The 18677-nt window shown below is 68.7% G+C and carries 21 protein-coding genes; 3 read left to right on the top strand and 18 right to left on the bottom strand.

The window, feature by feature from the left end; genetic code table 11:
- Positions 1–272: 272 nt before the first annotated feature.
- The 11 genes from Q0654_RS14635 to Q0654_RS14685 form a co-directional block, all read right to left on the bottom strand.
- Entirely contained in the window at positions 273–2651 is a 2379-nt protein-coding gene (locus Q0654_RS14635; RefSeq protein WP_298855059.1) for a DNA internalization-related competence protein ComEC/Rec2, read from the bottom strand.
- A gap of 11 nt (positions 2652–2662) precedes the next feature.
- Positions 2663–3358 carry a lipoprotein-releasing ABC transporter ATP-binding protein LolD gene (gene lolD, locus Q0654_RS14640; protein ID WP_298855060.1) on the bottom strand — a complete coding sequence of 232 codons (696 nt, stop codon included), beginning with the start codon at positions 3356–3358 and terminating at the stop codon, positions 2663–2665.
- Between the two features lie 6 nt (positions 3359–3364).
- Positions 3365–4609 (bottom strand): lipoprotein-releasing ABC transporter permease subunit, encoded by a 1245-nt coding sequence (locus Q0654_RS14645; RefSeq protein WP_298855062.1) that lies wholly within the window; start codon positions 4607–4609, stop codon positions 3365–3367.
- Positions 4610–4624: 15 nt separating this feature from the next.
- Entirely contained in the window at positions 4625–5068 is a 444-nt protein-coding gene (locus Q0654_RS14650; protein WP_298855064.1) for a hypothetical protein, read from the bottom strand.
- A complete protein-coding gene (locus Q0654_RS14655; protein ID WP_298855067.1) occupies positions 5049–5309 on the bottom strand; it encodes a succinate dehydrogenase assembly factor 2 in 261 nt (86 codons plus the stop codon). Before Q0654_RS14655 ends, Q0654_RS14650 begins: the two co-directional genes overlap by 20 nt.
- Positions 5310–5357: 48 nt before the next feature.
- The gene (locus Q0654_RS14660; protein WP_298855069.1) at positions 5358–6095 is read right to left on the bottom strand and encodes an MAPEG family protein; all 738 of its coding nucleotides are present in this window, start codon (positions 6093–6095) and stop codon (positions 5358–5360) included.
- A 139-nt stretch (positions 6096–6234) separates the two neighbouring features.
- Entirely contained in the window at positions 6235–7020 is a 786-nt protein-coding gene (locus Q0654_RS14665) for a succinate dehydrogenase iron-sulfur subunit (protein ID WP_298855071.1), read from the bottom strand.
- Between the two features lie 104 nt (positions 7021–7124).
- Entirely contained in the window at positions 7125–8912 is a 1788-nt protein-coding gene (gene sdhA / locus Q0654_RS14670; RefSeq protein WP_298855073.1) for a succinate dehydrogenase flavoprotein subunit, read from the bottom strand.
- A gap of 20 nt (positions 8913–8932) precedes the next feature.
- Positions 8933–9313 carry a succinate dehydrogenase, hydrophobic membrane anchor protein gene (sdhD, locus tag Q0654_RS14675; protein ID WP_298855075.1) on the bottom strand — a complete coding sequence of 127 codons (381 nt, stop codon included), beginning with the start codon at positions 9311–9313 and terminating at the stop codon, positions 8933–8935.
- The gene (gene sdhC / locus Q0654_RS14680; RefSeq protein ID WP_298855077.1) at positions 9310–9699 is read right to left on the bottom strand and encodes a succinate dehydrogenase, cytochrome b556 subunit; all 390 of its coding nucleotides are present in this window, start codon (positions 9697–9699) and stop codon (positions 9310–9312) included. The genes sdhD and sdhC overlap by 4 nt, the downstream gene beginning before the upstream one ends.
- Positions 9700–9872: 173 nt before the next feature.
- On the bottom strand, positions 9873–10046 hold the full coding sequence (locus Q0654_RS14685) for a DUF1674 domain-containing protein (protein ID WP_298855079.1): 174 nt from the start codon (positions 10044–10046) through the stop codon (positions 9873–9875).
- Between the two features lie 266 nt (positions 10047–10312).
- Between Q0654_RS14685 and Q0654_RS14690 the strand changes: the two genes are divergently transcribed.
- Both Q0654_RS14690 and Q0654_RS14695 read left to right on the top strand, forming a co-directional pair.
- Positions 10313–10984: a hypothetical protein gene (locus Q0654_RS14690; RefSeq protein WP_298855081.1), complete on the top strand. Its 672-nt coding sequence runs from the start codon at positions 10313–10315 to the stop codon at positions 10982–10984.
- An 83-nt stretch (positions 10985–11067) separates the two neighbouring features.
- Complete coding sequence (locus Q0654_RS14695) at positions 11068–11982, top strand: PhnD/SsuA/transferrin family substrate-binding protein (RefSeq protein ID WP_298855083.1); 915 nt, start codon at positions 11068–11070, stop codon at positions 11980–11982.
- A gap of 420 nt (positions 11983–12402) precedes the next feature.
- Here the strand turns inward: Q0654_RS14695 and Q0654_RS14700 are convergent, their stop codons facing one another.
- The 7 genes from Q0654_RS14700 to Q0654_RS14730 form a co-directional block, all read right to left on the bottom strand.
- A complete protein-coding gene (locus tag Q0654_RS14700) occupies positions 12403–13269 on the bottom strand; it encodes a DnaJ C-terminal domain-containing protein (protein ID WP_298855086.1) in 867 nt (288 codons plus the stop codon).
- 133 nt (positions 13270–13402) lie between these two features.
- Positions 13403–13867, bottom strand: coding sequence for an Hsp20/alpha crystallin family protein (locus tag Q0654_RS14705; protein WP_298855089.1), 465 nt, complete (start codon positions 13865–13867; stop codon positions 13403–13405).
- A 115-nt stretch (positions 13868–13982) separates the two neighbouring features.
- Entirely contained in the window at positions 13983–14486 is a 504-nt protein-coding gene (locus Q0654_RS14710; protein WP_298855092.1) for a dihydrofolate reductase, read from the bottom strand.
- Complete coding sequence (locus Q0654_RS14715; protein WP_298855095.1) at positions 14483–15277, bottom strand: thymidylate synthase; 795 nt, start codon at positions 15275–15277, stop codon at positions 14483–14485. Before Q0654_RS14715 ends, Q0654_RS14710 begins: the two co-directional genes overlap by 4 nt.
- Positions 15278–15297: 20 nt before the next feature.
- Complete coding sequence (lgt, locus tag Q0654_RS14720; protein WP_298855099.1) at positions 15298–16170, bottom strand: prolipoprotein diacylglyceryl transferase; 873 nt, start codon at positions 16168–16170, stop codon at positions 15298–15300.
- A gap of 4 nt (positions 16171–16174) precedes the next feature.
- Complete coding sequence (locus Q0654_RS14725; protein WP_298855102.1) at positions 16175–17374, bottom strand: class I SAM-dependent rRNA methyltransferase; 1200 nt, start codon at positions 17372–17374, stop codon at positions 16175–16177.
- A 40-nt stretch (positions 17375–17414) separates the two neighbouring features.
- The gene (locus Q0654_RS14730; protein WP_298855108.1) at positions 17415–17801 is read right to left on the bottom strand and encodes a diacylglycerol kinase; all 387 of its coding nucleotides are present in this window, start codon (positions 17799–17801) and stop codon (positions 17415–17417) included.
- Positions 17802–17982: 181 nt separating this feature from the next.
- On the opposite strand from Q0654_RS14730, the gene Q0654_RS14735 reads away from it, so the two are divergent.
- A complete protein-coding gene (locus Q0654_RS14735) occupies positions 17983–18672 on the top strand; it encodes a DUF533 domain-containing protein (RefSeq protein WP_298855113.1) in 690 nt (229 codons plus the stop codon).
- Positions 18673–18677 lie beyond the last annotated feature (5 nt).

The raw sequence follows: 18677 nt of genomic DNA on the forward strand, positions 1-18677 counted from the left end.
TGGCCCGGAACTCTAGCAGTTTGCCGACCTCGCTCCCACGCGGCGGCCGTGGGAGCGTTCATGCGCCACGCCTGCGCACGCGCGCTCCACTGCCGCAGCCGGGCGGGCATGACGCTTCGAACCCGCAAGCCAGTCTCGCCCGGGAACGCGCGACCGCGGGCGAAGTGCTTGCATCGAAAGGACCGGGCGCGGCGAGGGTGCAGCCATGGCGATTCCGAACCCGCCCGCAGTGACGTCCCGAGGTCGCGGTTCTCCCGCCGCCCGGGGAAAAGCTAGTCGGGCAGCTCCTGGCGATCACGCCAGAGCCGCGGCCGCGCAGACCGCAGCGCCAACGGTTCGACGTCCTGCGCGCCGAACCTGAGCTGCAGTGCCCCGTGCTCGGCCGTGTTCCACACCCTTGCGCCCGCCGCCTGCCAGCGCTCGACCACCTCGGCGCGCGGATGCCCGAAGCGATTGGCGTGCCCGGCGGCGACCAGGGCATGTTCTGCGCTCACGGCACGCACGAAGCCCTCGCTGCTGGAGCTGGCGCTGCCGTGGTGCGGCACCAGCACGATGTCGGCACGCAGCCGCTCGGGCTGCTCGCGCAGCAGGCGCTGTTCGATCAGCGCGCCGATATCGCCCGCGAGCAGCGCGACCTGTTCGCCGGCCTGTACGCGCAGCACGCAGCTGCTCTCATTGCGCAGGTAGGGAAAGTGCTCGGGTGGATGCAGCAGCTCGAAGTCGACGCCGTCCCAGCGCCAGCGCTCACCGGCGATGCAGGCCTGCGCCTGCGGAAAACGCGCGCGGTCCGAACTGGTCAAGGGCGCGGGGAACGCGCGCAGCACGCTGCCGGCGCCACCCGCATGGTCGGCATCGCCATGCGAGACCAGCACCCGGTCGAGCCCGGCCAGCCCGAGTGCGCGCAGCGCCGGCACCACTGCGGCCTCGCCCATATCGAGTCCACTGCCGAAGGCCGGGCCGGTGTCGACCAGCAGCGCGTGGGTCTGCGTGCGAACGAGTGCCGCGAGCCCCTGGCCGACATCCAGCAAGGTCAGCTCGACCTCGCCAGGGGCAAGAGCTGGCTGCCGCGGCATCAGCAGCGCCAGCAGCAACAGGGCGCCCAGCGCCCGCGCGGGCGTGCCGCGCGGCATCAGCAGCCAGAGCACGCCCAGCCCCGCCAACAGCAGCGCGAGAGCACCGGGCTCGGGCAAGAAGACCTGGGCACGCGGCAGGGCCGCAGCCCACTCCAGCAGCCACCACAGCAGATCCATCAGCCAGGCCGCCAGCATCAGCAGCGGCGTCGCGAGGGCGGGCACACCGAGCAGCAGCAGGCCGGCGCCGAGCAGGGCCAGTGGCACCACGCCCAGGCTGACCCAGGGCACGGCGAGCAGGTTGGCCACTGCTCCCGCCACCGAGGCCTGGCCGAAGAAGAACACCGTCAAGGGCAGCAGACCCAAGCTGGCCACCAGCTGCGCGCCCAGCATGCGTCGCCAGCCCGGCAGCTGCTGCAGGTCGGCAGGCATGCACCAGAGCAGCCAGGCCACGCCGATGAAGGACAGCCAGAAGCCCGCCCCCAGCACCGACAGCGGATCGCTCAGCAGCAGCACGAACAGGGCAAGCGCATAGGCCTGCCAGGTGCTGCTGCGGCGCCGCGCCAGCACGGCCAGCAGGGCCGCGGCCACCATCATCAGCGCACGCACGGTCGGCAGCCCGAAGCCGGCCAGCGCCGCATAGGCGGCGGCACCGCAGAGCGCTGCGAAGGCGGCGCCCTGCGGCAAAGGGAGCCGCAGGCCGAGTCCCGGCCACAGCCGGTAGAGGGCGCGCGCGCACAGCGCGAACAGACCGGCGATCAGCCCGACATGCAGGCCGGAGATCGCCATCAGGTGGCTGACGCCTGTGGCACGCAGGGTCTCCCAGTCGCGCTCGCCAAAACCGCGCGTGTCGGCCACGCTCAGCGCGCGTACGAAGCGCGACTCGGCGTGCAGCGGGCCATCTCCGTCCAGCGCTTCGACGATCTGCTGCGACAGCCCGGCGCGCAGCGCATCCAGCCCCGCGCCAGGCGAGAGTTCGCGATTGTCCGGATGTTCGCGCACATAACCGGTCGCCGCGAGCCGGCGCTGCAGCGCGTGCCGTTCGAAATCGAAGCCGCCAGGATTGACCACCCCGCGCGGCGCCTTCAGGCGCAGCTGCAGGCTCCAGCGACTGCCGGCAGCGGGCGCCTGCTCGCTGCGGTACCAGCCGATGCGCAGCAGCCGGCCGGCCAGCACAGCCGCCTCGCCCTCGCCGGCCTCGACCCGGAAGTCGAAGCGCACCGCATCCGGGCCGCGCTGCGGCAGCCCCTCGATGCGGCCCTGCACGCGCAGGTCGCGACCCGCCAGCTCCGCCGGCAAACGCTGCTGCAGGGCCGACTGTGCCGCAAGCAAAGCCAGCGCTGCGCCGAACAGCGCGGCCCCGCCCCAGCGCAGCAGGCTCGAGCGTGGTCGCGGCGACAGCCAGGCCAGCAGGCCCAGCACGAGGGCCAGCCAGGGCACCCACTCGGGCGGGAAGCGCGGCAGGGTCAGCGCCGCCGAGACACCGACCAGCAGGCTGAGCGCACTGCCGATACCGAATGCCGGCGCAGCGGGAACCGCGCGAATCGAGGCAGACCCTGCCGGCTGGGGCACGGTCGCCATGCCGCCTCGCCTCAGGCCGCCGCCAGCGGCCGCAGCCGACCGCCCGAGAGTTCGAGCGCGCGGTCCATCTTGCGGGCCAGCGCGCGGTCGTGCGTCACCAGCACGAAGCTGGTGCCAACCTCGCGGTTGAGCTCCAGCATCAGCCCGTAGACCGAAGCCGCGGTCTTCTCGTCGAGATTGCCGGTCGGCTCGTCGCCGAGCACGCAGGCCGGTCGCGTGACCAGCGCGCGCGCCACCGCGCAGCGCTGGCGTTCGCCGCCGGAGAGCTCGCCCGGCTTGTGGCGCAGGCGTGCGCCGAGGCCCACGCGATCGAGCAGGGCCGCCGCCTGGCGCTCGGCCTCGGCGACGCTGCGGCCGGCGATCAGCAGCGGCATGCAGACGTTCTCCAGCGCGGTGAACTCGGGCAGCAGGTGATGGAACTGGTAGACGAAGCCCAGCGCGCGGTTGCGCAGGCGTCCGCGCTCGGCGTCGGAGAGCCGGCTCATCGCCTCGCCGGCGACGAAGACTTCGCCTGCGCTTGGCGTATCCAGCCCGCCGAGGATGTGCAGCAGGGTGCTCTTGCCGGCGCCCGAGACGCCAACGATGGCCACGGTCTCGCCACGCGCGACCTCGAAGTCGATCGACTCGAAGACCGGCGTACGCAGATCGCCCTCGGCATAGGTCTTGGCCAGCCCGCGGCAGGCGATGACGGCATTCGACTCAGTCATGGCGCATCACTCGTAGCGCAGGGCGGCGGCAGGCTCGGTGCGCGAGGCGCGCCAGGCCGGATACAGGGTCGCGATCATGCTCATCACCAGCGCCACCCCCACGATCAGGCCGACGTCATCGCCGCGCAGGTCGGTCGGCAGGCCGGTGATGTAGTAGACGTCAGCCGGCATCACCTCGAAGCCGAAGGTCGTCTCGATCGCCTTGACCACATGGTCGAGGTTCAAGGTCAAGCTGACCCCGCCAATCAGCCCGAGCAGTACACCGACCACGCCGATCAGACTGCCCTGCACCACGAACAAGCCCATGATCGAGCGCGGGCTCATGCCCAGCGTCCGCAGGATGGCGATGTCGGCCTGCTTGTCGGTGACCAGCATCACCAGCGAGCTGACCAGGTTGAAGGCGGCCACGCCGACGATCAGCGAGAGGATGATGAACATCACCGTCTTCTCCATCTGGATCGCGCGGAAGAAGTTGCTGTGGTCGGCACTCCAGTCGCGGATGCGGTAGTAGCGGTCGAGCTTGTCGGTGAGATCGCGGGCCACCTGCCAGCCCTGCATCATGTCGGTGAGCTTGAGCCGCACGCCGGTCACGCCCTCACCCAAACGCAGCAGGCGCTGCGCATCCTGCATGTGGATGATGGCGAGCTGGCGGTCGTACTCCTGCATGCCGGCGCTGAAGATGCCGGCGACGGTGAAGCGGCGCATCTGCGGCGCCACGCCAACCGGCGTGCTGCGGAACTCCGGCACCATCACCGTGATGCTGTCGCCCACGCCAACGCCGAGGTAGAGCGCCAGATCGGCGCCCACCAGCACGCGGAAGGCGCCGGGTTCGAGGTCGGTGAGCGCACCTTCCTTCATCAGCTCGGCAATCTCGCTGACCTCGGGCTCGCGCGAGGGGTCCACGCCGCGCAGCAGGGCGCCCTGGCTGCGACCAGCCTGCAGCAGCGATTCGCGCTCGACGTAGGGCGCGGCACCGAGCACGCGGGCATCCGACTTCGCCAGCTCGACCGCACGCGGCCAGTCCTGCAGGTCCTCACCGGCGCCGCTGATGGTGGCGTGGGCGACCATGCCCAGGATGCGCGCACGCAGCTCCTGCTCGAAGCCGTTCATCACCGAGATCACCGTGATCAGCGCGGTGACGCCAATCGCAATGCCCAGCATCGAGGCCAGCGAGATGAAGGAAATGAAGTGGTTGCGCCGTTTGGCGCGCGTGTAGCGCAGGCCGATGGCGATTTCGATGGGGCGGAACACGGGGCGGTCGGCCTGTCAGTGGGTCGGAGTCGAGCTCGGTGCCTGCGCGCGCTCGCCGTGACGATCCAGCCAGAGCCGCAGCACCCGCAGCTGCGGGCCCGGCAGGGTATCCGATGCCAGCGGCCAGCGGAGTAGCCGGCCCTGAATCCGCAGTGTCAGCACGGCGATCGGCCCGCGCGATTCGAGGCCGAGCAGTTCGGCCGGCGACGCTTCTGGTGCCGCCATGCCCGGCGCGGCCGAGGACCACCATTCGGCCTGCCCGCTGTCGTGCAGCTGCAGCCGGCCGCGCGGGAGCCGGCGCATCCGCCACAGGCTCAAGCCCAACAGCAGCGGGGGCAGCGGCAGCATGGCCACGGGCAGATCCGACAGCCAGAGCGCGAGCACGCCCAGCAGGGCCAGCGCGAGCAGAGCGCCCTGCAGGGCCCGCGAAGGCCTCAGCTCAAGCGGGAGGGAGCGCACTGATCGTTTCGACAAGACGGGCGATCACCGGATCGGAGGGCCGCTCACGCCCGATGAACCAGCGCCACAGCGCATCGTCCTCGCAGACCAGCAGGGCTTCGAACGCCTCGCGATCGAAGGCTGCAGGCTGGCGCTCGGCAAGATCGAGATAGCGCTCGAACAGCTGGTCCAGCTCGCGCATGCCGCGGCGCGAGCGCCAGCGCCAGCGGCGGAGATCTTCGGGAGTGATGGCTTCTGACATGCCTGTCGGTTCGGGATTCGGGATTCAAGAGGAGCGAGGCGGGAGGCACTAGCCAAGCTGCAGAAGACGCAGCGCCAGAACCGCGAGCAGCGTCCACAAACACAGCGCACCCAGCACATAGACCGTGAAGCGGTGCATGACCTTGTTGTAGCTGCAGTGGATGGCGCTGTGGACAACCCGCAGGGCGACGAAGGCCCAGGCCAGCCCGAGCACGAGCGCCCCGCCCTGCCCCGTCTGTGCCGCCACCGCGATGGCGAAATAGAACAGCACCGGCAGCTCGAACAGGTTGCGGAAATTGTCGGCCGCGCGCGTGTCCTTCAGCTTGGCCGACATCTGCGCCGAAGTCGCGACTGTCTGCGGGTGGATGCGCTCACGCTTCATCTGGCCGAGGCGCTCGACGTAGAGCCGGCACCAGACCAGGAACGTCAGCGCTGCGAGTGCGAAGCCGGGGAGAAGGATGCTTTGCATGGGAACGAAGTTTCGGGATTCGGGATTCGGCGTGCCGGGTGCGAGGTGCGGGGTGCGGGGTGCGGGGTGCGGGGTGCGGGGTGCGGGATGCGGGATGCGGGATGCGGGATGCGGGATGCAGGATGCAGGATGCAGGATGCAGGATGCAGGATGCGGGATGCGGGATGCGGGATGCGGGATGCGGGATGCGGGATGCGGGATGCGGGCATAGGGTGGGCCCTGGCCCACCATGAGCGCCACTCTCGCCCCGGTCAATCCGACGATCATCGCGAGCGCGCGGTCGAGTGGCGGAGGGCCAGTGACGCGCGAGGCGCGCATTCGGGCCACGGTGGGCCGGGGCCCACCCTATGAAGACTCGTGCGCTCCAGCCTGCGCTGAATCTGCTGAAGCCAGGGTCTGCCGCATATCCGCCGCCCCCAAAACAAAAAGGCGCCCGAGGGCGCCTTCTTGCCGAGCTTCAAACCCCTCGCCGCTGGATCATCAGCTTCTTGATCTCGGCGATCGCCTTGGCCGGGTTCAGGCCCTTCGGGCAGGTGCGGGCGCAGTTCATGATCGTGTGGCAGCGGTACAGGCGGAACGGATCTTCCAGATCATCCAGGCGCGCACCGGTGTCCTCGTCGCGCGAGTCGATGATCCAGCGGTAGGCCTGCAGCAGGATCGCCGGGCCGAGGTAGCGGTCGCCGTTCCACCAGTAGCTCGGGCAGCTGGTGCTGCAGCAGGCGCAGAGGATGCACTCATAGAGGCCATCGAGCTTGGCGCGGTCTTCCTTCGACTGCAGGCGCTCGCCCGAGGCCGGCGGCGCCGACTGCGTGCGCAGCCAGGGGCGGATCGAGGCGTACTGCGCGTAGAAGTGGGTCAGGTCCGGCACCAGGTCCTTGATCACTTCCATGTGCGGCAGCGGATACACCGGCACCTGCTTGCCACCGCAGTCGCTGATCGCCTTGGTGCAGGCCAGCGTATTGGTGCCGTCGATGTTCATCGCGCACGAACCGCAGATGCCCTCGCGGCAGGAGCGGCGGAAGGTGAGCGTGGGGTCGATCTCGTTCTTGATCTTGATCAGCGCGTCCAGGACCATCGGGCCGCACGAATCCATGTCGACTTCGTAGGTGTCGGTGCGCGGGTTGGCGCTGTCGTCCGGGTTCCAGCGGTAGACCTTGAACACGCGCACGTTCTTCGCGCCTTGGGCGGCGAAGTGCTTGCCCTTGGTGACCTTGGAATTCTTCGGGAGGGTGAACTCGGCCATTTTGCTAGGTTCCTGGGAACTTGCTGGGTCCTGTAGGAGCGCCTTCAGGCGCGAATCTTTTCTCCGAAGAGCAATTCGCGCCTGAAGGCGCTCCTACGGGGAGATCAATAGGTGCGGGCCTTGAGGGGCACCACTTCGACGTCGTTGCTCAGGGTGTACATGTGCACCGGGCGGTAGTCGATGCGGGTGTTGCCCGCCTCGTCCACCCAGCACAGCGTGTGCTTGTGCCAGTTCACGTCGTCGCGCTCGGAGAAGTCCTCGCGGGCGTGGGCGCCACGCGACTCCTTGCGGTTCTCTGCCGAGACCAGGGTGGCCACGGCCTGGCCCAGCAGGTTCTGCAGCTCGAGCGTTTCTATCAGGTCGGAGTTCCAGACCATCGAGCGGTCGGAGACGCGCACGTCGGCGAAGCTCTTGTTGACCTCGGTGATCTTCTGCACGCCCTCGAGCAGGGTCTCGCCGGTGCGGAACACCGCGGCGTTGTTCTGCATGACCTGCTGCATCTTGTCGCGGATCTCCGCGGTCGGCGTGCCGCCGTTGGCATTGCGCAGCTTGTCGAGGTTGGCCAGCGACTTGTCGCAGGCCGACGCCGGCAGCGACCTGTGCGGCGCGCCCGGCTTGATGGTCTCGGCGCAGCGGTTGGCCACCGCACGGCCGAACACCACCAGGTCGAGCAGCGAGTTCGAGCCCAGGCGGTTGGCGCCGTGCACCGACACGCAGGCCGCCTCGCCGATGGCGTACAGGCCCGGCACCACGGTATCGGGGTTGCCGTTCTTCAGCGTGACCACTTCGCCGTGGTAGTTGGTCTGCAGGCCGCCCATGTTGTAGTGCACGGTCGGCAGCACCGGGATGGGCTGCTTGGTGACGTCGACGCCGGCGAAGATCTTGGCGGTCTCGGCGATGCCCGGCAGCTTCTCGTGGATGTCGGCCGGGTTGAGGTGGGTCAGGTCGAGGTGGATGTGGTCGCCCTTGGCGCCCACGCCGCGGCCTTCGCGGATCTCGATGGTCATCGAGCGCGACACGACGTCGCGCGAGGCCAGGTCCTTGGCGTTGGGCGCGTAGCGCTCCATGAAGCGCTCGCCCTTGGAATTGCGCAGGATGCCGCCTTCGCCGCGCACGCCCTCGGTGATCAGGCAGCCGGCGCCGTAGATGCCGGTCGGGTGGAACTGCACGAACTCCATGTCCTGCAGCGGCAGGCCGGCGCGCAGGGCCATGCCGCCGCCGTCGCCGGTGCAGGTGTGGGCCGAGGTCGCCGAGAAGTAGGCGCGGCCGTAGCCGCCCGTCGCCAGCACCACGCCCTGGGCGCGGAACAGGTGCAGGTCGCCGGTGGCCATTTCCAGAGCCAGCACGCCGCGGCAGGCGCCTTCCTCATCCATGATCAGGTCGAGCGCGAAGAACTCGATGAAGAAACGCGCGTCATGGGCCAGCGACTGTTGATAGAGCGTGTGCAGGATGGCGTGACCGGTGCGGTCGGCGGCGGCGCAGGTGCGCTGCGCCGTGCCTTTGCCGTAATGCGTCGTCATGCCGCCGAACGGACGCTGGTAGATCTTGCCGTCCTCGGTGCGCGAGAAGGGCACGCCGTAGTGCTCGAGCTCGATGATCGCCGGGATGGCCTCGCGGCACATGTACTCGATGGCATCCTGGTCGCCCAGCCAGTCCGAGCCCTTGATGGTGTCGTAGAAGTGGAAGCGCCAATCGTCCTCGCCCATGTTGGCGAGCGCGGCGGAAATGCCGCCCTGCGCCGCGACGGTATGCGAGCGGGTCGGGAAAACCTTGCTGATGCAGGCGGTGTTCAAGCCCTTCTGGGCGAGGCCGAAGGTCGCGCGCAGGCCGGCGCCGCCGGCTCCCACCACGACCATGTCGTACTTGTGTTCGATGATCTTGTAAGCGCTCATGGGTACTCGCTCGGGCTGGCTCAGGCGCTGAAGGCGATGCGGCCGATCGCGATGACCGCGGCCAGGCCCAGCACGACGTAGACGAACTTGACGGCGATCATCAGGGTGATCTCCAGCCAGCCGACGTGGATGTAGTCCTCGATCACCACCTGCAGGCCCAGGCGGGCGTGCCAGAACGCAGTGCCGATGAACAGGATCAGCAGCAGCGCGTTGACCGGCTGCGCGATGGTGAGACGCACGGTGGCGTAATCGGCTCCTGCCAGCGACACCAGCAGGTACAGCACGTACAGCACCAGCGGCACCAGTGCGATGGCCGACACGCGCTGCGCCCACCAGTGGGCGGTGCCGTCCTTGGCCGAGCCGAGGCCGCGGGCCTTGGCGAGCGGGTTGCGCAGGCTCATGCCGCACCTCCCAGCACCACGGCCCAGATACCCAGCGCCGACACGATCGCCAGCGCGATCACGGTGTAGCCCGAGGCATACACCTTGGACATCTCGAAGCCACGACCCGCGTCCCAGAACAGATGGCGGATACCGTTGAACAGGTGGTAGCAGATGGCCAGCGTGAACAGGAACAACGCGACTTGCCCCGGAACCGAGCCGGCGATGGCGGCGAAGCGCGCGTAGGCCTCGGGCCCGGCCGCAATGCTGACCAGTATGACCGCGATACCGAGCGCGACCAGCGCGTTGACGATGCCGGAGATGCGGTGGCTGATCGACAGCACCGAGGTGATCTGCGGCCGGTAGACCTGCAGATGCGGCGAGAGGGGTCGCTTGCGTGTGCTCATTCCTGGATCCCGATTCGTGACGCGCAATGTTCTGCGAAAGCGCGCGAACGCCGCGTCGAATCGGTGCGTGATCCAACGCGTGAACGCGGCATGCAAGGCACCGCGGGATGCAGGGGGCGACGAACGATTCCGGACGACAGCTCCGCAGGCCGCGGAGACCACCGCGCCGGAGCTCAGAAGTCGATGCAGCGGCCGTTCTTTTCCCAGTCGCCGTAGCGGGTGGGCTCGGGGCCTTCTCGGCCGCCGATCTCGCGCGGCATGTCCTTCGCCACCGCGTCGGCACCCGCGTCGGGGGCCTCGGTCGGGGTTGGATCAGGCGGCGTCGCGGGCGTCGGGGCTGGCTGCACTTGGCCTATCATCTCGGGGTTATCAAGCCGCGGAAGGGTACTTCGCGGCCCCCGATGTCGCAAGACAACAAAGGTCGCAAGCTCCCGTGAAACCCTTGTCAGCAAGCCCTTCCACGCCCGTCGAAGGACGACTTGAAGGCTGGTCGGCGGCCCATGCGGGCGGGCCGGAAGCCGCCGCGTTCCTGCAGTCGCAGCTGAGCTCGGATGTCCAGTCACTGCAGGTCGGCCAGTCGCAATGGAGCGCATGGCTCAATCCGAAAGGGCGCGTGATCGCGCTGATCCTGCTGCTGCGCAGCGAAGAGCAGAGCTTTGAGCTCCTGCTTCCGGACCATCCCGCCGACAGCCTCGTGCCGCAGCTTTCGCGCTTCATCCTGCGCAGCAAAGCGCGGCTCGCCGCGAGCGCGCCAACACGATTCGAAGCAGGCATTGGCACGCCACCGCCAGCGGGCGCGCTGAGGCTTGGCGGCGAGGTCGAGCGCTGGCTGCGGTGGCAGTCGTTGACTGCGCCCGCGCCGGAGGAAAGGGTGATCGACGCGGAATGGCGCCTTCAGGACATCCTCTGTGGCCTGCCTCGCCTCGGCCCCGAGGGCGGCACCCACACAGCGCACATGCTCGGCCTGGATCGGCTCGGCGCGATCAGCCTGAGCAAGGGCTGCTACCCCGGGCAGGAGATCGTCGCGCGCACCCACTACCTCGGGCAGTCGAAGCGTGGTCTCGTCTGTCTGCGTCTTGAAGCGGGGGAACCGCCGCAACCGGGGGTGGGCGTATACACGGCGGGCGCAGCGGCGGGCGAAGTGCTGGGCAGCGCTGTCGACAGTACGGGTCACCATTACGTGCAAGCCGTGGCATCAGGATTGCAAGCGGGTTCGCACTGCGAATGCGCAGGGCGTGGCGCCGAGGTACTGGAACTTTCACCGGCGCCGCTGCCGCTCAGCTGAACCGCTGATCGACGACCCCCAGACAGCAGGTGGACCCTGCCTGACGGGGTCTGCTATACGGCGGCGTTTGGTGACGGATGCGCATGACCGCATCCGCACTACCCGAAGGCCCGGTCAACAGGGTCGGTTTGCTGCAGGCACAAGGAGACAGCAATGCGAATCGCAACAGGGGGGATGGCCGCCGCTCGCGCGCGGTCGGCGTGTGGGCGGCATGGGCCATCGCACTGCTGATGGGTTTCACGGCTTGGCCAGCCGCCAGCGCGGCGGAGTACAAGGTGGCGCTGGAGCCGGCCTACCCGCCCGAGAACAACGTCCAGATCTACCAGCCACTGCTCGACTATCTGTCGCGCGAGACCGGACATCGCTTCGTCGCAGTCAGCGCCCGCAACTACAATTTCCACTGGCGCGACCTCCGCCAGGCGGCCGCCGTCGACTTCGCCTTCGAAGAGGCCCACTTCACCGACTACCGTGCCCAGCGCCAGGGCTTCCGGCCGCTGGCCCGCCTGGCCGAACGGACGTCCTACGCCCTGATCGCCCAGCCCGAGCTGGCCGAGGGGGGCATGGACGCCCTGGTCGGCAAGCGCTTGGTGTCGATGACCTCGCCCAGCCTCGGCTATGCGCTGTTGTTCGAGATGTTCACCAACCCGATCGCGCAGCCTGACATCCGCTCGGAAGCAGCCTCCTGGCGCGACGGCGTCGAAATGATCTTTGGCGACGAAGCGGATGCCGCGATGGTGCCGCGCTTCATCGCCGACCTTTACCCGAATCTTCAGGTCATGAGCGTCAGCCGCGAGTTTCCGGGCATGGCGTTTTCGGCCGCGCCGGGCATCCCCGAGGAGGTCGCGACAGCCGTTCGCGAAGCCCTGCTCAAGCTGCACGAGAACCCCGAGGCCTACCAGGTGCTGGTCGAGATCGGATCGACCCGCTTCGAGCCGACCCGCGCCGCCGAGTACGCAGGCAGCCAGGACATGCTGAAGGGTTTCTTCGGCTACCAGTGAAGCGGCCCCTTGGCCGAGGGATTCGGGATTCGGGATTCGGGATTGGCCAGCGAGCCTGCGCTGCTGCGAGAACGGTCGTGCAGGCACTCGCGGCGCGAGGGCTGCTTTCCACGCACGAGGTTCGCCTGAAGGCTTTAAAGCTTTGACGGAGATCTCCACGAAGCCGGGTCGCCTGCGAGCGATTCCAAGATTCCGTACCACCCCTCTTGAGTGATCGGACTCTCGCCCAACCCCTGCCACCGCCGCCGCCACGAAGGCCGGCAGCACTGTCGTACAGCCACTCAGGAAAACTCGCCGCAGTCGGGAGAACCTTGGATCACCGTCCACGCCTTCGCGAGGACAGGCTCTTCGCGGGGATGACGAACCCGAATTTCTTCGAGAACACCTGGCCCGCCGCGCGGGGCGGAGAAGCTCTCAGGTTCATTTGCCCAGCGGCTCGGAGAAGGCCGCTGCCATCTCCCGATAGAGCTCGCGCTGACGCTCGCCGCGCGCGGGCGGAGCCTGCACTTCGAGCAGCACGATCTGGTCGCCGGCAGGCGTGCCCGGCAGCCCACGCCCACGCAGGCGCAGGCGCCTGCCGGTATTGCTCTCCGGCGGAATCTTCAGTTCGACCGGTCCGCCGAGCGTAGGCACGCTCAACGTCGCGCCGAGCGCGGCCTGCCAGGGCATCACCGGCAGGCGATGGATCACGCTGCGGCCATCCACCTCGAAGCGCGGATGATCGCGATAGGCGATCTCCAGCAGCAGGTCGCGCCCCTGACCGCCCTGCCCTGCAAGACGGATGTTCTGTCCCGGCTGGATGCCCGCGGGAATCTTCACCTCCAGCGTGCGCCCGTCGATCTCCACGCGCTGGCGACCGCCTGCGTAGACGGTCTCGAGCTCGACCTCCAGCCGCATCTTGCGCTCGGCGCGCGGCGCCGGACCGCTTCCTGCCGATCCGCGACCACCGCGCGCGCGCGCGCTTCCAAACAGCGAGTCGAAGAAGTCGCTGAAGCCACCGCCTCCGAAATCGCCCTGGCCACCGTCATAGTCCCAGCCCGGCGGCGGACGGAAGTCCTGGCCCTGACGGAATCCGCCGGCGCGCAGCTGCTCGTAGGCGTTGCGCTTGCCCGGATCCTTCAGCACTTCGTAGGCCTCGTTGATCGCCTTGAAGCGCTCCTCGGCCCCGGCCTCCTTGCTGACGTCGGGGTGGTACTTGCGGGCCAGCCGACGGTAGGCGGCCTTGATGTCCGCGTCGCTGGCGCCCGGCTCCACGCCCAGCGTCTTGTAGTAGTCCTTGAACTCCATGAGGCTTCCGAAAGCTCTGTGCTGCCAACTCGTGTGATCGACCAGGTTGAGGCCTCGCTCGACGAAGCCCGCCCGATCATGCAAAGCCCGCGGACCGGCCGCGGGCTTTGCAAGCTTAACCGCTGGACCGGCCTCAGCCGGCGTTGACAGAGATCCGGCGCGGCGTGGTCTCGGGCCGCTTGGGAATCACGATCTCCGGCACCCCGTGCGCGCCCTTGGCCTCGATGCCGTCCGGATTGGCGGTGTCAGGCAGGGCGAAGCGACGGTAGAAGCTGCCGCGCGAGCGCTCGATGCGGGTGTAGTTGGCGCCCTCTTCCTTGCTCTCGCTGCTGCGCTCGCCGCGGATCGAAAGGATGCCCTTGTCCATGTGGATCTCGATGTTCTTCGGGTCGACGCCCGGAATGTCGGCCTCGATCACGAAACGGCTTGGCTCCTCGCGGATGTCGACCCGCGGCGCCCACTGGCTGGTGACGACGTTCGACTGATCCCCTTCGGCGGGCTCGCCGAAGAAGCGCTCGAAGACCTGCTTCAGTTCGTTCTGCAGGCCGCCCTGGACAGCCCGGCTGTGATCGACCCAGGGATAACGTGACGTGCTCATGTCTGCTCTCCTGCTGGAAACGGGCGGCACCGCAGCCGCCGACGCTGCCAAAGGTGCGAGCGCCGCGCAGGATTTCAAGGGCGGGTGAAAGCGCCGCGTTCAGCCGGATCCGGTTTCAGGGACGGCGTTCAAGCTCGACGAAATCGAAGGCCAGCGCATGGCGAGCGTCCGGCGGATGGTGACTGCGTGCGCGCTCCGCCCAAGCGCTGCGATCGAAGTCCGGGAACCAGGTGTCCGCACCATCGACCAGGGCGTCCACCTCGGTCAGATGCAGGCGCTGCGCCTGCGGCAGCAGCTGCGCGTAGAGCTCGCCGCCGCCGATCACCATCAGTGCCTCGGCGCGGGATTCTTCAGCGATGCCCAGCGCCGCCTCGACGCTGGCGACGGCCTGCATGCCCTCGAAGGGCACGCGACCGCTGCGGGTCAGCACCAGGTTGAGCCGCCCCGGCAGGGCGCGGCCCAGCGACTCCGCAGTCCTGCGGCCCATCAGCAGCGGCTTGCCCAGCGTCAGCGCCTTGAAGTGCTTCAAGTCATCCGGCAGCGACCAGGGCAGCGCATTGCCGCGGCCGATCGCCCGCGCGCGGTCCATCGCGACGACCAGCTCGATGCGCGGGCTCACACCGCCACCGGCGCCTTGATCGCGGGATGCGGGTCATAGCCCTCGATCGCGATGTCCTCGAAACGGAAGGCGAACAGATCGCGCACCTCGGGGTTCAACCTGAGCCGCGGCAACGCGCGCGGACTGCGTGCGAGCTGCTCGCGCGCCTGCTCGAAATGGTTGGAGTACAGATGCGCATCGCCCAGCGTGTGAACGAAGTCGCCGACCTCGAGCTCGCAGACCTGGGCGACCATGTGGGTCAGCAGCGCATAGCTCGCGATGTTGAAGGGCACGCCGAGGAAGATGTCGCCGGAGCGCTGGTAGAGCTGGCAGGACAGCCGCCCCTGCGCCACGTAGAACTGGAACAGGCTGTGGCAGGGCATCAGCGCCATCCGCTCCAGCTCGCCGACGTTCCAGGCCGAAACGATCAGCCGGCGCGAATCCGGGTTGCGGCGGATCTCATCCAGCACCCAGCGCATCTGGTCGATCGTGCGGCCATCCGCGGCCCGCCAGGCCCGCCACTGCTTGCCGTAGACCGGCCCCAGCTCGCCGTCCGCATCCGCCCACTCGTCCCAGATGCTGACCTTGTGCTCCCTGAGATAGGCGATATTGGTCTCGCCGCGCAGGAACCACAGCAGCTCGTGGATGATCGAGCGCAGGTGCAGCTTCTTGGTGGTGACCAGCGGGAAGCCTTCGCGCAGATCGAAGCGCATCTGCCAGCCGAACACCGAGCGCGTGCCGGTGCCGGTGCGGTCCGACTTCTCCGTGCCCTGTTCGAGCACGTGGCGCAGCAGATCGAGATAGGCCTGCATCCGAATCTCCTGATGTCGTGTCAGACCGAACGAGGCGTAGTCGCGCGCAGCGACAGCCCGATCAGCAGCAGCCCGATCAGCACCAGCGGCAGGCTCAGCAGCATGCCCATGGTGAACCAGTCGAAGGCGAGGTAACCGATGTGCGCATCCGGCTCACGCACGAACTCGACGGCGAAGCGGAACAGCCCGTAGCCCAGCGCGAAGGCGCCGGACACCGCATAGCGCTTGCGCGGCTGGGCCGAGAACCACCACAGCAGGCCGAACAGCACCAGGCCTTCAAGGAAGGCCTCATACAGCTGCGAGGGGTGGCGGGCGAAGGCGTCGAGCGCGCCCTGCGCATGCAGCTGCTGCAGCTCGGCCGCGGGCAGATCGCGGTACTCGCGCGGCAGGCCGCTGGGGAAGATCACCGCCCAGGCGACGTCGCTGGTGCGGCCCCAGAGCTCGCCGCCGATGTAATTGCCGATGCGGCCGAACAGCAGACCCAGCGGCACCAGCGGGGCAACGAAGTCGAGCGTCTCCCAGATCGAGCGCCCCTGCCCACGCGACCACCACCAGACGGCCGCCATCACGCCGAGCAGGCCGCCGTGGAAGCTCATGCCACCCTTCCATACGCGCAGGATCGACAGCGGATCCGCCAGCGCCTCCTGCCAGCCGTAGAACACGATGTAGCCGAGGCGGCCGCCCAGCACCACGCCAAGCATGCCGTAGAACATCAGGTCGCCGAAGGCCTGCTCGCTGACACCGAAGCGGCCCTGACGCAGGCGTTGCCGGCCCAGCCACCAGGCGGCACCAAAGGCCAGCAGGTACATGATTCCGTACCAGTGCACGGGCCAGCCGAAGACGCTGATCGCGATCGGGTCGATCTGGTGCAGGTGGAAGTTCGACGCGCTCATGCGATCAGGCCGGCAGCACGCGGCAGACGTAGCCCTTCAGGTAGTCCGTCTCGACGATGGCGGCATGCACCGGATGATCGGCGGACTGCTGCAGCTGGCAGAGCACCTGCACCTGCCGATCGAGATGGCGCGCGCCGGCCTGGATGGCCTCCAGCAGGGCATCGCGGCCCATGTGGTAGCTGCAGGACGCACTCACCAGCAGGCCGTCGCGCTCCAGCACCTGCATGGCCATCTCGTTGATGCGGCGATAGGCCAGCGCGCCTTCCTTGAAATCCTTGCGGCGCTTGACGAAGGCCGGCGGGTCGAGGATCACCACGTCCCAACGGCGGCGTTCCGCCCTCGCCTGCTTCAGGTACTCGAAGGCATCGGCACAGACCGCTTCGACGGTATCGCCGAAGCCATTGCGCCGGGCGTTGTCGCGGATCTGCTCGCAGGCCGGGCCCGAGGCGTCGACGCAGGTGACTTCACTTGCGCCGAAGCCGGCGGCACGGATGCCCCAGGCGCCAACGTAGCTGAAGACATCCAGCACGCGCAGGCCCGGGACCAGTTTGCGCAGGCGGTCGCGATTGTCCTGCTGGTCGAAAAACCAGCCCGTCTTCTGGCCGTGCTGCACATCGACCGCAAACTTGAGCCCGCCCTCGTCGACGATGACCCGCTCCGGCACCTCGCCGAAGGCCACTTCGACATAGGAGGGCAGCCCTTCGATGGCGCGTGCGCCGCCGTCGTTGCGGAACAGCAGGGCGGCCGGGTTCAGCACCTTGCGCACGGCATCGACGATGGCGTCCTTCATGCGCTCCATGCCGGCGGTGCCGAGCTGGGCGACGACGACGTCGCCGAAACGGTCGATCACCAGGCCCGGCAGGCCATCGGATTCGCCGTAGACCAGGCGGTAGTGCGGCGTATCGAACAGGCGCTCGCGCAGGGCCAGGGCCACGTTCAGACGATGTACGAGCAGCGAGCGGTCCAGCGCGTGGCCGCCGCGGTCGAGCAGGCGCGCGCAGATCAGGGTCGAGGGGTTCACGTAGCCGGTGCCGACCGGCTTGCCGCCTGCGTCCAGCACGTGCACCGGGCTGCCGGCTTCCATCGCCGTCAGCGGCGAACGCGCCACGTCGACCTCGTTGCTGAACACCCACAGGTGGCCGGCGCGCAGTCGGCGGTCTTCGCCGCGCTTCAGGATCAGGGCGGGGTAATCGGCAGCAGTCATTGCGGGTATTTCCTTGTGGCCGGCGTTCAGCGCGGCGGGGTCAGGGCCAGACGCGCGGCAGAAGCAGCAGCGCCCAGCACAGCAGTACGTTCATCATCAGCACGAAGACCGCGGCCGAGCCCATGTCCTTGGCGCGGCCGGCGAATTCATTGTGTTCGGGCCCCATGCGGTCGACCGCCGACTCGATGGCCGAGTTCAGCAGCTCGGCCGACAGCACCAGCAGCAGGCTGCCGACCAGCAGCGCACGCTCCAGCGGCGTCTGCCCCAGCCACAGGCCCAGCGGACAGAGGATCACGAACAGGTAAACCTCCAGCCGGAACGAGGCCTCCAGCCGGAAGGCCGCCGCCAAGCCCTGCATCGACCATTTGAAGGCCTTCCACATGCCGCCGGGGCCGCGTGGAATCAGGGAGTTGACGCGGTCGGGCATGTGTTGCGAAGTCCAGGGCGGCGGCAGCCGCGAAGGCACGGCAGGCCGGATAGTGTAGTCGGCGCGCCCGGCTTGGCGAAGCGCCGACAGGCGCTACCATCCGCCTCCGGCCGTCACAGCGTCGGTGCGCGCGCGTCGCACATCCCCGATGCCGCGATCCACTCCACGGAGAAACACAACCATGTTCGACCCCGAGCGACTACTGAAGCAGATGCTGGGCGGTGCCCTGGGCGGCACCCTGGGCGGCGATCGCGGCCGCAAGAAATACAAGTCGCGCGGCGGCATCGGCGGCGCCCTGGGCGGCCTGGGCACCGGCCAGAAGGCCGCCCTGGGCTTGGGCGCGCTCGGCGTGGCGATGGCCGCGTGGGAGCACTACAAGGGCCAGTCCGCCTCCACGGCGCAGCCTGCGCCAGCCGCACAGCCACTGCCGGCGATGAGCCCGCCGCCACCGCCGCCCCCTCCGCCACCGCCGCCCGCGCCCGCCGCACTGACGGCGTCCTCGGCAGCGCCCCAGGCGCTGGTGCCTGAGGCCCTGCTGGTGATCCGCAGCATGATCGCAGCCGCCGCCGCCGACGGTCTGATCGACGGCAACGAGCGCGAGGCCATCCTCGGTCGCGCCCAGGATGCGGGCCTCGACGCCGATGACCTCGCCGCCCTGCGCCAGGAGCTGGCACAGCCGCTGTCGATGCCAGAGCTGCTGGCGCAGACGCCGGCGCATCTGGCCGCCGAGGTCTATGCCGCCGCGCTGATCACCGTCAGCGTCGACACCGAGGCCGAGCGGCGCTGGATGCAGCGCCTGGCCGAAGGCCTGAAGCTCGATGATTCGCGGCGCGCCCAGCTCGACGCGCAGTTCGCCTCCCTTCCGCAGTAAAGGAC

This window comes from uncultured Aquimonas sp., from assembly GCF_937888285.1.
Taxonomy (GTDB): Bacteria; Pseudomonadota; Gammaproteobacteria; order Xanthomonadales; family Xanthomonadaceae; genus Aquimonas.